We start from the raw sequence: 13,201 nt of genomic DNA, 5'->3' as shown, positions 1-13,201 counted from the left end.
CGCGATGGTGCTGGCGCTGTGCTGCCTGGCCCAGCTCATGGTCGTGCTCGACGTCTCGGTCGTGAACGTCGCGCTGCCCTCGATCGGGGCCGACCTCGGCTTCGACGCCGCCGGGCTGCCGTGGGTCGTGAACGGCTACGCGCTGGTCTTCGCCGGCTTCCTGCTGCTGGGCGGCAGGCTCGCCGACGTCTACGGGCACCGGCGCGTGTTCCTCCTCGGGCTCGGGACGTTCACCGCCGCGAGCCTCGTCGGGGGCCTCGCCACCGGCCCCGGGATGCTCGTCGCCGCCCGCGCGGCGCAGGGGCTCGGCGCCGCGGTGCTCGCCCCGGCGACGCTCACCGTGCTGACCACCGCGTTCCCCGAAGGCGCGGGGCGCACCCGGGCGGTGGCCGGCTGGACGGCGGCCGGCTCGGCGGGCGGCACCGCGGGCAACCTCGTCGGCGGGCTGCTCACCGAGGCGCTGTCCTGGCGGTGGATCCTGCTGATCAACGTGCCGATCGGCGCCGTCGCTCTCGCGGCCACGGCGCGGCTGCTGACCGAACCCGGGACGCACGGGACCGGGACGCACGAGTCCGGGACGCACGAGTCCGGGACGCACGAGCCCGGGACGCACGAGCCCGGGACGCACGAGCCCGGGACGCACGAGCGGCGGCGGCTCGACCTCCCCGGCGCGGTGCTCGCCACCGCCGGCCTGCTGGCGCTCGCGTACGGCATCGCCCGCTCCGAGGCGTACGGCTGGAGCAGTCCGCGCACCGCCCTGCCGCTGGCCGCGGGGCTCGGCGCGCTGGCCGGCTTCACCGCCCTCCAGTCGCGGCCGGCCGCCGGCCGCACGCCGCTGCTGCCGCTGCGGCTGTTCCGCGCCCGCGCGATCTGGCTCGGCAACGTCCTGATGCTGCTCGCCGGCGCCTCCCTGGCGCCGATGTGGTACTTCCTGTCGCTCTTCATGCAGAACGTCCTCGGCTACGGGCCACTCGAAACCGGCCTCGGCTTCCTGCCCCACACCGTGCTCGGCGTGCTCCTCGGCGTACGGCTGACGCCGTGGGCGATGCGGCACATAGGTGCCCGACCCCTCGCCGCCGGCGGCGCCCTCATCGCGGCGGCCGGCTTCCTGTGGCAGAGCCGCGCCACCGAGGCAAGCACCTACTGGTCGGGCGTCTTCGCCCCCGCGGTCGTGATGACGCTGGGCAGCGCGCTGTTCATCACCCCGGTCACCACCACCGTCGTCTCCGGCATCGCGCGCTCCGACGCCGGCGCCGCCTCCGGCGTGATGAACACCGTCAAACAGGTCGGCAGCGGACTCGGCCTCTCCCTCCTCGTCGTCGTCGCGGCCCCCGCCGCCCACGACCCGGCCGCGCTCGCCGCGTCGTACTCACGCGCGTTCCTGACCATGGCCGCGCTGCTGGCGGCGGCCACCGCCCTCGCCGTCGCCCTGCCCGCCGGACGCGACGACCCGGCCCCGGCCCGGAGCGGTCGCAGCAGCGGTCGCCGTCGCGGGCGCGGGATCGGGACGAGCCCCGACCGGTGACGGCGCGCCCGTGCCGCGCGTACGGCATAGTCCCAGGTGGCCCCCTACCCGTTACTCCCCTCCAGCACCCCGCCGGCCGCATGACGTTCCGGGAAGGAGATCACTGCGGATCGATAACGGCGGTGGCGGCGGTGTCGAGCCGGTGGCGCCGGTGTGCCTACGGTGGCCGTGACGTTCGTCGTGGGGTGCCGGGCGAGTCCTCACGGGAGAGGGGGACCGTGAAGAAACCGCAGCACCCCTGGCCGGCGTCGCTCTTCCACGGCGTGCTGTCCGTGCTGCCCTTCGCCGTCATGGCCGTCGTCGCGGCGGTGGACACGTCGGCAGGACCGGAGGTCGGCTACCTGCCGCTGATGTCCCTGGGCCCCGCGTTCGCCGGTCTGGTGGGCGGGTGGCGGCGCACCGTGCTGATCGGCGCGCTGGCGCTGCTGCTCTGCGCGGTGCTCGGCGAGTACAACGGGCTGCTCGGCGACCGCCGCGGGTACACCGCGATGTTCTCGGTGGTCGGGGTCACCGCCGCCGGACTGCTCGCCGTACGGATGCGGCAGGCCAGGGAGGCGGAGCTGGCCAGCGTGCGCTCGATCGCCGAGACCGCGCAGCGCGTGCTGCTGCGGCCGGTGCCGCTGGCCGCCGGGAAGCTGCGGATCGCGCTCTCCTACACCTCCGCGGTCGCCGACGCCAGGATCGGCGGCGACCTGTACGAGGTCGTCACGTCGCCGGTGGGCGTGCGGGTGATCGTCGGCGACGTGCAGGGCAAGGGGCTCGAGGCGGTGGAGACCGCGGCGGTGGTGCTCGGCGCGTTCCGCGAGGCGGCGTACGACGAACCGGACCTCCGGTCGGTCGGCGAGCGGGTGGAGCGGGCGCTGGACCGCCAGTTGCCGTCCGAGAAGTTCGTCACCGCGATCATGGCGGAGGTCGGCGACGAGCAGGCCGTGACCCTGCTCAACTACGGCCACCCCGCACCGCTGGCGGTACCGGCCGGCGGGGACCCGCACCTGCTCGAACCGCCCGCGCGGGCCCTGCCCCTCGGCCTCGGCATGCACGGCACCGCACCGCCGGAGCCGCACGTGCACCCCTTCAGCCCCGGCGACCAGCTCCTCTTCTACACCGACGGCGTCACCGAAGCCCGCGACGGGCACGGCGCCTTCTACCCCCTCGCCCAGTGCGCCGGGCTGCTGGCGGACACCGACGCCGACACCGCCCTGGCCGCCGTCCGCCAGGACCTGGTCGACCACGTACGCGGCCCCCTCCAGGACGACGCCGCCATGCTCCTCCTGCGCTACCGCAAGGACAGCCCCCCGGCTACTCCCCCATCCGCCCCCTGAGCCGCGCCGGGGCGAGCGGGTAGCGGCACTCGACGCCGGCTTCCGCCGGCCTGCCGGTCAGGCGCCCGTGCCGTGCCGTCAGCACCGCCCCGTCGCACAGGTGTTTTAGTCCGCCCCGTACGCAAGTCCCCGGCGCGGTGCGGTTCAGTGCGGTTCAGTGCGGTTCAGTGCGGTTCGGTGCGGAAGGCTGAGGGATCGGTTTCGATCGCGTACGAACGGCGCGCCGGCCGCCCCGGCGGCCCATACTGGGCGTCCCATGAAAAAAGCATCCGCGCCCCGGCGCCACCTCCCCACCAGCCCCTTCAACGCACCCGCCGCCCCCGCGGCCAAGACCTTCACACCGGGCGACCGGGTCACACACGACCGGTACGGCCTGGGCACGATCCTCTCCGCCGAGGAAGGCGTCGCGATGCTCGTCGACTTCGGCCCCCGCCAGGTCCGGGTCACCGCCCCCTACGACCACATGGAAAAACTCTGACGCCGTCCCGTACACGGGACGAAAGCGAGCGGGCAGAGCGAAACGACGGCGCGGACACCCGGGGGGTTCCGGGGCGCTCCGGGCCCGCGGCACACCGCAGGACGCAGAGCAAGGGGCCGCGCCTTACGGCACGGCCCCTGCCCGGCGGTGTCTGCCGCGTCCTGGGACGCGGATCAGAGAGCGCGCATCAGATGGCGCGCATCAGAGAGCGCGGATGTTCTCCGCCTGCGGGCCCTTCTGGCCCTGGACGAGGTCGAACTGCACCTTCTGGCCCTCGGCCAGCTCGCGGAAGCCCTGCGCGTCGATGTTGGAGTGGTGGGCGAAAACGTCGGGGCCGCCGCCGTCCTGGGCGATGAAGCCGAAGCCCTTTTCGCTGTTGAACCACTTCACGGTTCCCTGGGTCATGTCTTTGTCTCCTTCTGGGGGGCATATGGGGATGATGCGTGCGCACCATCCCGCGTCGCCGCGATGAATTCCCGATCCGGAGCAAGCACCGAAAAACAAAAAATGCGCCCGAGGTCAAAGCCGGAGGCGCACACAAACCACATGGGAACCACAACTGCAACGTTCTCAGCCTAACACAGCACGCCGAATCGCCACGGCGCGCCGGGGAGCCCCGCCGCCGAACCGTCTGCGGCCGGGGCTCGTCTACCCCTGGACAGGGGGCGCAGGGATACAGGGAGGGGAACACGCGTGTTCGGAATCATCCGGCCGTGCCGGTGCCGGCTGCCGAAGGGGCTCGCCAAGGAGTGGCTGGGGCACCTGTGCGGGCTGTGCCTGGCGCTGCGCGGCCAGGGCGGGCAGGTCGCACGGGCGGCCACCAACCACGACGGGCTGCTGATATCGGTGCTGTACGACGCGCAGGCCGCCCCCGCCGAGAGCCGGAACGGCGGCGGCTGGCGCACCGCCGGGCCGTGCCCGCTGCGCCGGATGCGGCGGGCGGAGGTGGCGTACGGGGACGGGGCGCGGCTGGCGGCGGTGGTGTCGCTGCTGCTGGCGTCGGCGAAGATACGCGACCACGTCGCCGACGGCGACGGGGCGCTGGCGCGGCCGGTGCTGGCCGCGCCGGCGCGGCGCGTGGCCGGGGGCTGGGAGGCGGCCGGGGCGCGGGGCGGCGCCGGGCTGGGGTTCGACACCGGGGTGCTCGTCGCGGCGGTGGAGCGGCAGCGGGAGGTGGAGGCGCTGGCCGGCCCCGGCACGTCGGTGCTGGCGGTGACCGAGCCCACGGAGCTGGCGACGGCGGCGGCGTTCGCCCACACCGCGCAGTTGGCGGGCCGGCCCCGGAACGCCGCGGCGCTGGCCGAGGCCGGCCGGCTCTTCGGCCGCGTCGCGCACCTGCTGGACGCCGTACAGGACGCGGCGGACGACCGCCGTACCGGCGCATGGAACCCGATCACGGCGACGGCCACGCCGCCCGCCCGCGTACGGCAGTTGTGCGACGACGCCACGCGGGGCGTCGCACTCGCCCTGGCGGACGCGGAGTTCACCGACGACCGGCTGGTCCGCGTGCTGCTGGTCGACGAGTTGGAGCGCGCGGTGCGCCGGACCTCCGCCCACGCGGGCGGCGAGTTCGGCCCGCCGCCCGCCGGCTTCACGCCGCTGGGGCAGGGCGCGGAGGGCGGGAAGGAGGAGGAGCACAAGGAGAAGGGCGGCTGCGACTGCGGCGGCTGCGGCGGTTGCGACGGCGGCTGCTGTAGCTGCTGCGAATGTTGCGAATGCTGCGACTGCGGCCTCTGACGGCGCGTACCGCGCAGCCGGCGCCGTCACGGCGGCAGCGCCGTCACGGCGGCAGCACAACAGGCCGGTTCGGTGGTTCCGTATTGCCGGGATGGTGTAGACACGTCGCGTGGGCAGAGGGGAACCGATCGATCGCAGCAAGTGGCCGGAGTCCGGGGCACATCGCAAGCTGCTCGAGTTCCTCGACCGGGTCCACGCCGGCAACGGGCAGAAGAGCCGCCGCGACCTCGCGGCGGCCACGAACCTCGAATCCCCGTCCTACGTCAACGACATGCTGCGCGGCCTGCGGCTGCCCGTCGACGACAAGCAGTTGACGGCGCTGGTACGGGCCCTCGGCGGCGGCGCCGACGGCGCAACCGTGCCCGATATCGACGAGACCGTCGCCGACGCCCTGTCCAGGCTGCCCCGGCCCTAGCCACTCTCGTTCGGATCACCGTGCGGACCAGATGAAGATGCCGGCGAGGTGGAGTCCGAGACGGTGTGGCGGCCCGCCGCACCCGCCGTCTTCGCGGGTGTGGAGGCGTCTCGTATGCTGCCTTCTGCCATGTCAAGGACAAGCAGGGGGCGGACGTGGAGCGGGGAAGGCTGATCGCGGACCGTTACGAGCTGATCGGCCGTCTGGGCCGGGGTGGCATGGGCGAGGTGTGGGCCGCGCGGGACCGCGTGCTCCACCGTGAGATCGCGCTCAAGCTGCTGGATCTCGACGGGATTGCCCAGGCCGACCTGCCCCGGCGGTTCGAGCGCGAGGCGGTCGCCGCTGCCCAGATCGTCCACCCCAACGTCGCCGCCCTGTACGACCGGGGCGTCCACGACGACGTGTTGTTCCTGGTCATGGAGAAGGTGCACGGCCAGACGCTCACGGCGCATCTCCAGGCTGAGAGTCCTTTCCCCCTGACGCGTGCCGTGGCCGTCGCCAGCGGCATCTGCGCCGCGCTGGAGGCCGCCCACCGGGCCCGGGTCATCCACTACGACATCAAGCCCCACAACGTCATCCTCACCGGCGACGGGCTGGTGAAGGTCATCGACTTCGGGATCGCCGGGTTCGTCCAGGCCGCGTTCACCGTGGCGCGCTCCTCCCAACTGGCTCCGGCCGGAACGCCGGAGTTCGGCGCACCGGAGCAGTTCCTCACGGAACGCGGCGACGAACGCTCCGACCTCTACGCACTCGGCGGGATGCTCTTCGCCATGCTCGCCGGCCGGCCGCCCTTCACCGGGCACAACAGCATCGCGGTCGTGCGGCGCAAGCTCGACGAGGACGCCCCGCCCCTCGACGCGTTCCGCCCCGGCCTGCCGCCGGAGGTGACCGCGCTCGTCGCCGGACTACTGGAGCGCGATCCCGACCGGCGCCCCCAGTCGGCGCAGCAGGTCCAGCAGCAGCTTCAGGCACTCCTGGCGTCGTGCGCGGCAGCGGAAGCCCCCACCGCAACGATGCCCCCGCCCCCGCGCACCCGCCTGCTGGACGACACGCAGCGCGCGCCGCAGCCGCCCTCTCCCGACTCCTGGGACCGCGCCTCCACCGACGAGACGCCGTTCACCGCGGACGCCCTGCTGCCGCTGCGGTTCACCAACGACATGGACATCGAGTTCGCCCGGATCGCCGAGGGCACCCGCCTCTCCAGTGAAGCAGGCCCCAGCGACCTGGTCGGGGAACTCACGCGCCGTGACTGTACCGAAGTGGCCGTCGGCGTCTACGCGGAGCAGCCCGGTCCCCACGCCACGCCCGAGAACCCCGTCTACGTCTCCGTCCAGGTCTTCGCGTTCCCCGACGCGGCGACGGCCGCGGGCGCGCACGGGTACCTGGGCGACGGGGGAGGGGTGTGGCGCCTCACCATCTGGAGCGCCCGCGACGGGGGCGGCCTCGTCCCCTGTCCCGACAAGGTCCACCGCAGCATCCGATATCGGTACAGCTGGAGAGAAAACCGCTACCTGAGGGTGGCGCTGGCCTACCGCGCCGACCTCACCAACGACGGCTCCATCGAGCCTTGGCTCGCCGCAGCCGCCCGCAGGGCCGCGGTCTCCGCCGGGCCGCAGAACCACCACGGCGTCTAGCCAGCCGGTACAACCGGTTGGGCCGAACCGTGCGCCGAACGTGCGCTCCGCGTACCGTACTTCGCCCGGAAAAGCGCAGGTGGCAGGCGTGCCGTCGGCCGTGCCGGGTGTGCTGTCACAGCCGTCGTCCCCGCCACACCCCACCGCACTCGCACGATTCTCCCGTCCGGTCCGGACCCAGACGGGAGTCAGTGATGCTGCAACAACTCGTGATCGCCCCCGTGGTCGGCGGGTGCTGAACCTGGCCGCCGCGAGCATCGGCTTCGCCACGCCCGCGTTCGCCCGCCGCCGCAAGGACGGCCCGGGAAGCGGCCCGTGACGGCCCGCGCCGCGACCGGGTGGCCCGCCTCAGGCGGGTGGCCTGGCGCGGCGGCGGGCGCTGCCGTACGCGCAGGGCGGGCGCCGGGTGCTCGCGCCCGCCCCGCGCGCCAACCGCCGTCAGCCCTTGTCGAGCAGCGACTTCATCGCGTCGATCTCGGCCTGCTGGGAGCTGATGATCTGCCCGGCCATCTTCTTCGCCGGCCCGTACGAACCGTCCGCCTGCTCGGTCTCGGCCATGGCGACGGCGCCCTCGTGGTGCTCGGTCATCATCTCCATGAAGGCGGTGTCGAACGCGGCGCCCGACGCCTTCTCCAGCTCCGCCATGTCCTCGGCCGACATCATGCCGCCGGTGGAGCCGTGCATGGAGTGGTCCATCTCCCCCTCGGCAGGGACCTCTTCGTCCCAGGAGGTGAGCCAGCCGGAGAGCGTTTCGATCTCCGGGTCCTGGGCCTTCTTGATGTCCGCGGCGAGCTTCTTCACCTCGTCGGACGCGGCCCGGCCGGGCGCCAGACCGGCCATCTCCACGGCCTGGCGGTGGTGGGGGATCATCCCCTTGGCGAAGGTGACGTCGGCGGCGTTGTGGTCCTCCCGGGAGGCGGCGGAGGCGGGCGCGGAGGCGCCGTTCCTGCCGGAGTCTCCCGCGTTGTCGTCGTCGCTGCCGCCGCAGGCGGCGAGGAGGAGGGCGACCGCGCCGGCAGTCGCCACCGCGGCACCGCGGCGGAACAGGGAACGTGAACGTGAACGGATCATGGCTGTGCAACTCCTTCGCGCACGCCGGTTCTCGGCGCGCGGAAACGTGTGGGTGTGGTGCGAGGACAAAGCGCCGGCGCGGCACCCGGTCCGGAGACGGGCGTACGAGGTCGTACGGGGTGCCGTGCGGGCGGCTCTATATCCGCAGGAGTTGCAGTTCGGCGAGATCGGGCGGCGCCCGGTCCGGCACGGCCGCCGCCGGGCGGGATATCGGCGCCCCGGCGGCTGCGGGGACGCCGGGCAGGGCGTCGGCCAGGGCGGGCGGCTCGTACGCGGAGGCGAGGCCGGCGGCGGCGCACGTACGGTCCGCGTGGGCGAGGTGCCCGGCGCCGCCGTCGGTGTGCGCACACGCCTCCCCCGCCGGCATGACCACGGGCGCCCGCTCGTCGGGCGGGTGCGCCGCGGGCGCGTGCTGCATCAGGGTCGCCGGGGCGGGGGCCGACGGGGCGGGGGCCGACGGCCACGCCGCCGAGCGCTGCGCGGCCGGGCCCGGTGTCACGGAGGGCTGCGCCGCGGAAGGCTGCGCCGCCGCGGGTACGTGCGCGGCGGGGACCTGCTCCGACGCGGTTGCCGACACCACCGCGGGGGCCGATTCGGCCACGGAGGCCGGCGCCGTCACGGGGCCCCGCTCCGTCGCGGAAACCTGCCCCGGCGCGGATGTCTGCACCGCCGCGGGGACCCGGTCCGGCATTGCGGCCATCGTGCCGTGGCCCGGCTGCGTACCCCCAGGCCGCTCCGCGGCCTGCGGGCCGCCGGGGCTCAGCGCGTGCATGCCCAGCACGCCCGCCAGCACCGCGAGCACCAGCAGCACGAACAGCCGCCCGGCGGGGCGGTTGTCCGGTCTGATGCGGATGCTGCCGGTCATGCCGCCAGCGTACGCACCACCACCGACAACCCACCCACGGGTCCGCAAACCCCGAACCCGGGCACAGCGTCCACGGGCACCGCCCCCACGCAGCCACGCCCCACGCACACAGGCCCCGCACAGACCCGGACCAGTACAGACACGGCGCCCGCAGGCCCCGCCCCGCGCCGGCAGAGCGCCCGGTCACCCCCGTGCCGCCGCCGACTCCCCGTCGCGCCGGTCGTCGCGTCCCGCCCCCGCGCCCGTACCCGTGTCCGTGAGCCCCAGGCGCAGGTGCTCGGTGTGGTGGAGCGCCTGGTCGAGCAGTTCGGCGACGTGGTCGTCGTAGAGCGCGTAGACGATCGAGCGCCCGTGGCGCGTGCCGGTGACCAGCCCGAGGTTGCGCAGCAGCCGCAGTTGGTGGGAGCAGGCCGACTGCTCCATGCCGACCTCGGCGGCCAGTTCCGAGACCGGCAGCGGGCCCTCGCGCAGCCTGGCGAGGATCAGCAGCCGGGAGGGGGTGGCCAGGGCCTGGAGGGTGGCGGCCACCTTCTGCGCGGTGGCGGCGTCAAGACGTACGCGCCCGCCGTCGCTCGCGCCGGGGATGACGGCTCCGTGACCCATCCCGCCATCGTACTCACCCATACATGAATACCTCTTCATGCATTCCTGTATGGTGAGCCGGTCAGGTCAGGCAGCTCCGCACCCGCAGGGAGATCACGCCGCGATGTCGCACACCCTCGCGCAGCCGGCGGCCCCGGCGACGGCCCCCGCGCGCACCGCCGCCGCCCGCAGCACCCGGGTCCTCGCCGTGCCCGAAGCCCGCTGGGCGGCGGCGGCGCTCGCCCTGTTCCTGCTCGCGCTGCCGCTCCACCTCCTCGGCGCGCCCGCGTGGACGTGGGGTCCGCTGTACGCGCTGACGTACGTCACCGGCGGCTGGGAGCCCGGGTGGGCGGGGCTGCGGGCGCTGAAGGACAAGACCCTGGACGTGGACCTGCTCATGGTCGTCGCCGCCCTGGGGGCCGCGGCCATCGGGCAGGTGCTGGACGGCGGCCTGCTGATCGTCATCTTCGCCACCTCCGGCGCGCTGGAAGCGATCGCCACCGCCCGCACCGCCGACTCCGTACGCGGCCTCCTCGACCTCGCCCCCGCCACCGCCACCCGCCTCGCGGCCGACGGCACCGAAGAGGACGTACCCGCGGACCGGTTGCGGGTGGGCGACGTGATCCTCGTCCGGCCCGGCGCCCGCATCGGGGCCGACGGCCGCGTGCTCGACGGGGCGAGCGAAGCCGACCAGGCCACCATCACCGGCGAACCGCTGCCGGTGCCCAAACAGGCCGGTGACGAGGTGTTCGCCGGCACCCTGAACGGCACCGGCGCGCTCACCGTACGGGTCGGGCGCGACCCGGCGGACTCGGTGATCGCCCGGATCGTCGCCATGGTCGAGGAGGCGTCGCAGACCAAGGCGCCCACCCAGCTCTTCGTCGAGAGGATCGAACAGCGCTACTCGATCGGCATGGTGGCCGCCACCGTGGCGCTGTTCGCCGTACCGCTGCTCTTGGGCGCGGAGCTCCAGTCCACCCTCCTGCGGGCGATGACGTTCATGATCGTGGCATCGCCGTGCGCGGTGGTGCTGGCCACGATGCCGCCGCTGCTGTCCGCCATCGCCAACGCCGGCCGGCACGGCGTGCTGGTCAAGTCAGCCGTCGTCATGGAGCAGTTGGGCCGGGCCGACCAGGTGGCACTGGACAAGACCGGCACCCTCACCGAAGGCGGCCCGCAGGTCACCGACGTCCGGCCGCTCGACGGCGCCGGGCTGACCGGCGACGGCCTGCTCGCCCTCGCCGCGGCGGCCGAGCACCCCGCGGAACACCCCCTCGGCCGGGCCGTGGTGGCCGCCGCCCGCAGCCGCGGCCTGACGGTCCCGGCGGTACGGGACTTCGCCGCCGCCCCGGGGCGGGGGGTGAGCGCCACCGTGGACGGGGCGCTGGTCGAGGTGAGCAGCCCGGCGATGCTGCGCCACACCGAGCCGGCACCGGTCCCGCTGTCCGGCTCGTACGCGAACTCCGACCGCGACTCCGCCCCCGACCCCGGCTCCGCAACGGACTCCGCGCCTGACGCGGCAACCGCTGCCCAGGTGGTCGACGAGCTGGAGAACGCAGGCCGTACCGCCGTCGTCGTCTCCCGCGACGGCACCCCGGTCGGCGTCCTCGGCATCGCCGACCGCACCCGGCCCGACGCCCCCGGCACCGTCGCCGCCCTCGCCGCGCTCACCGGCGCACCCCCGCTCCTGCTCACCGGCGACAACCCGCGCGCCGCCGGCCGGCTGGCGGCCGAGGTGGGCATCGCCGGCGACGACGTCCACGCGGGCCTGCTGCCGCAGGACAAGGCCGAGGCCGTCCGCCGGCTCCAGGCCCGCGGCCACCGGGTGCTGCTGGTCGGCGACGGCGTCAACGACGCCCCCGCCCTGGCCACCGCGGACACCGGCGTCGCCATGGGCCGGGCGGGCTCGGACCTGGCGCTGGAGACCGCCGACGCCGTCGTCGTACGCGACGAACTCGCCGCCGTCCCCGCCGTCGTCGCGCTCTCCCGCCGGGCCCGCCGCCTGGTGGTCCAGAACCTCGTCATCGCCGGCGTGTTCATCGCCGGCCTGGTGGTCTGGGACCTGGCCGGACACCTGCCGCTGCCGCTGGGCGTCGCCGGCCACGAGGGCTCCACGGTGCTCGTCGGCCTCAACGGCCTGCGGCTGCTGCGCACTGGCGCGTGGCACCGCGCGGCCCGGGGCCACCGGTGAACCAGCGCCGGCAACCGTTCGGCCGCCAATCACATGTAGAGGGGTATGAGGAGTCTTCTCGACCGGCTGCGGTCCCGCCGCGCATGGCAGCGGGCCCGATCGAGGCCGTCCCGTCAGCGCCCGAGGGCTCTTGAGGAGCGGCGGACCCGGGCGTGGCGGTGGCGCAAGTGGCGACGGGCGGGTTCGTGGGTGTTGGCGGTGGTGGCCGGGGTGACGCTGCTGGCCGGCCTGCCTGGCTGGTGGTGGAGGGCCCGTACCACCTCGACGGCAATGTCGACGACCTCATGGGCAGGGAGACGGGGGCGGGCGGTGCCGCGCTGGTCACCGGGCTGCGCACGGCATTGGTCGCGTGTGCGGCGGCGGTTGGCGCCGGAATCGCGCTGGTCTACACCGTACGCAACTACCGGTTGACCCGCCGCGGGCAGGTCACCGACCGGTTCACCAAGGCGTTGGAGCGGCTGGGCTCGGAGGAGATCTACGTACGCATCGGTGGTGTGCTGGCGTTGGAGCAGATCGTCCAGGACGCCCCGGAGCAGGCCACCCACGCCGCGCAGGTACTGGGTCACTTCGTACGCGAGCGCGCCCCGGACGCGGTGCCGGCGGCCTATCGCGGGGAGGTGCTACGCCCCTCCCGGCCGGCACCGGATGTGCAGGACGCGCTGACGGCCCTGACCAGGCCGGAGTCCCGCACGCACACGGATGCCCGACACACCCTCGACTTGTCTGGCCTTCACCTCGCCGGTGCCAACCTGGCCGGGGCGGACCTCGCCGGCGCCTACCTGGGCGGGGCAGACCTCACCGACGCCGACCTGCGCAGGGCGGACCTCACCGACGCCTACCTGGCCGGGGCAGACCTCACCGACGCCAACCTGCGCAGGGCGGACCTCACCCGCGCCTACCCGGTCGGGGCGGACCTCACCGACGCCGACCTGACCGGAGCAGACCTCACCGACGCCCACCTCTTCGGGGCGGACCTCACCCGCGCCGACCTGGTCGAGGCGGACGTCACGGACGCCAACCTGGCCGAGGCGGAACTCACCCGCGCCAGCCTGTGGAGGGCGGACCTCACCAAGGCCAACCTGACCGGGGCGGACCTGACCCGCGCCGACCTGACCGCGGCAGACCTCACCGACGCCAACCTGACCGGCACGGACCTCACCAACGCCGAGGACCTGACGGCCGCCCAGTTGCGGGTCGCGCGCTGGAGCGGGTCAACAAAGCTGCCAGCGAGGCTCGCCGCGGAGTTGGGGACGGAGCCCGGCTGAAGAAGGCACCGTACTCCGCCAGCCGGGCGGTGTTGCCGCCCCCGAGGAGACCTACGCCCTATGGACGCCGATCACATCGAGACGCCCCCCGTCGGCGCCGCGCTCCCGCCGTACTC

12 protein-coding genes are annotated in these 13,201 nt (G+C 74.3%); 8 read left to right on the top strand and 4 right to left on the bottom strand.

The window, feature by feature from the left end; all coding sequences use genetic code 11:
- Positions 1 to 4 precede the first annotated feature (4 nt).
- From B124_RS17475 to B124_RS17465, 3 genes are all read left to right on the top strand, one after another.
- Positions 5 to 1,525, top strand: coding sequence for an MFS transporter (locus tag B124_RS17475; RefSeq protein WP_496503783.1), 1,521 nt, complete (start codon positions 5 to 7; stop codon positions 1,523 to 1,525).
- A gap of 218 nt (positions 1,526 to 1,743) precedes the next feature.
- Positions 1,744 to 2,847, top strand: a complete 1,104-nt coding sequence (locus B124_RS17470; protein ID WP_496503782.1) for a PP2C family protein-serine/threonine phosphatase — start codon at positions 1,744 to 1,746, stop codon at positions 2,845 to 2,847.
- A 256-nt stretch (positions 2,848 to 3,103) separates the two neighbouring features.
- Positions 3,104 to 3,325 (top strand): hypothetical protein, encoded by a 222-nt coding sequence (locus B124_RS17465; protein WP_496503781.1) that lies wholly within the window; start codon positions 3,104 to 3,106, stop codon positions 3,323 to 3,325.
- A 201-nt stretch (positions 3,326 to 3,526) separates the two neighbouring features.
- On the opposite strand, the gene B124_RS17460 is transcribed toward B124_RS17465, so the two are convergent.
- Positions 3,527 to 3,730, bottom strand: coding sequence for a cold-shock protein (locus tag B124_RS17460; protein WP_496503780.1), 204 nt, complete (start codon positions 3,728 to 3,730; stop codon positions 3,527 to 3,529).
- 288 nt (positions 3,731 to 4,018) lie between these two features.
- Here B124_RS17460 and B124_RS17455 point away from each other — a divergent pair, with 288 nt between their 5' ends.
- The 3 genes from B124_RS17455 to B124_RS17445 all read left to right on the top strand — a co-directional run bounded on the left by B124_RS17455 (position 4,019) and on the right by B124_RS17445 (position 7,111).
- A complete protein-coding gene (locus B124_RS17455; RefSeq protein ID WP_496503779.1) occupies positions 4,019 to 5,062 on the top strand; it encodes a DUF5685 family protein in 1,044 nt (347 codons plus the stop codon).
- Positions 5,063 to 5,171: 109 nt separating this feature from the next.
- Entirely contained in the window at positions 5,172 to 5,477 is a 306-nt protein-coding gene (locus B124_RS17450) for a hypothetical protein (RefSeq protein ID WP_496503778.1), read from the top strand.
- Between the two features lie 155 nt (positions 5,478 to 5,632).
- Positions 5,633 to 7,111 carry a serine/threonine-protein kinase gene (locus B124_RS17445; RefSeq protein ID WP_496503777.1) on the top strand — a complete coding sequence of 493 codons (1,479 nt, stop codon included), beginning with the start codon at positions 5,633 to 5,635 and terminating at the stop codon, positions 7,109 to 7,111.
- Positions 7,112 to 7,549: 438 nt separating this feature from the next.
- Here B124_RS17445 and B124_RS17440 read toward each other — a convergent pair whose 3' ends face one another.
- From B124_RS17440 to B124_RS17430, 3 genes are all read right to left on the bottom strand, one after another.
- Positions 7,550 to 8,182 (bottom strand): DUF305 domain-containing protein, encoded by a 633-nt coding sequence (locus tag B124_RS17440; RefSeq protein WP_496503776.1) that lies wholly within the window; start codon positions 8,180 to 8,182, stop codon positions 7,550 to 7,552.
- 136 nt (positions 8,183 to 8,318) lie between these two features.
- Positions 8,319 to 9,047, bottom strand: coding sequence for a DUF6153 family protein (locus tag B124_RS17435; protein WP_496503775.1), 729 nt, complete (start codon positions 9,045 to 9,047; stop codon positions 8,319 to 8,321).
- Positions 9,048 to 9,230: 183 nt separating this feature from the next.
- Positions 9,231 to 9,650: an ArsR/SmtB family transcription factor gene (locus tag B124_RS17430; RefSeq protein ID WP_496503774.1), complete on the bottom strand. Its 420-nt coding sequence runs from the start codon at positions 9,648 to 9,650 to the stop codon at positions 9,231 to 9,233.
- 103 nt (positions 9,651 to 9,753) lie between these two features.
- On the opposite strand from B124_RS17430, the gene B124_RS17425 reads away from it, so the two are divergent.
- Together B124_RS17425 and B124_RS17420 are read left to right on the top strand one after the other, a co-directional pair.
- The gene (locus B124_RS17425; protein ID WP_496503773.1) at positions 9,754 to 11,820 is read left to right on the top strand and encodes a heavy metal translocating P-type ATPase; all 2,067 of its coding nucleotides are present in this window, start codon (positions 9,754 to 9,756) and stop codon (positions 11,818 to 11,820) included.
- A gap of 152 nt (positions 11,821 to 11,972) precedes the next feature.
- Positions 11,973 to 13,085, top strand: coding sequence for a pentapeptide repeat-containing protein (locus tag B124_RS17420; RefSeq protein WP_496503772.1), 1,113 nt, complete (start codon positions 11,973 to 11,975; stop codon positions 13,083 to 13,085).
- The last annotated feature ends 116 nt before the right edge of the window (positions 13,086 to 13,201 follow it).

The sequence above is a fragment of the Streptomyces sp. CNP082 genome (genome assembly GCF_059570535.1).
This window is presented reverse-complemented; position numbering and strand designations above follow the sequence as displayed.

Excerpts from the sequence above, each read along its gene's own strand:
- B124_RS17475 (WP_496503783.1), top strand. The coding sequence starts at position 5 with ATGGTGCTGGCGCTGTGCTGCCTGGCCCAGCTCATGGTCGTGCTCGAC.
- B124_RS17465 (WP_496503781.1), top strand. The coding sequence starts at position 3,104 with ATGAAAAAAGCATCCGCGCCCCGGCGCCACCTCCCCACCAGCCCCTTC.
- B124_RS17460 (WP_496503780.1), bottom strand. The coding sequence starts at position 3,730 with ATGACCCAGGGAACCGTGAAGTGGTTCAACAGCGAAAAGGGCTTCGGC.
- B124_RS17440 (WP_496503776.1), bottom strand. The coding sequence starts at position 8,182 with ATGATCCGTTCACGTTCACGTTCCCTGTTCCGCCGCGGTGCCGCGGTG.
- B124_RS17435 (WP_496503775.1), bottom strand. The coding sequence starts at position 9,047 with ATGACCGGCAGCATCCGCATCAGACCGGACAACCGCCCCGCCGGGCGG.
- B124_RS17430 (WP_496503774.1), bottom strand. The coding sequence starts at position 9,650 with ATGGGTCACGGAGCCGTCATCCCCGGCGCGAGCGACGGCGGGCGCGTA.
- B124_RS17425 (WP_496503773.1), top strand. The coding sequence starts at position 9,754 with ATGTCGCACACCCTCGCGCAGCCGGCGGCCCCGGCGACGGCCCCCGCG.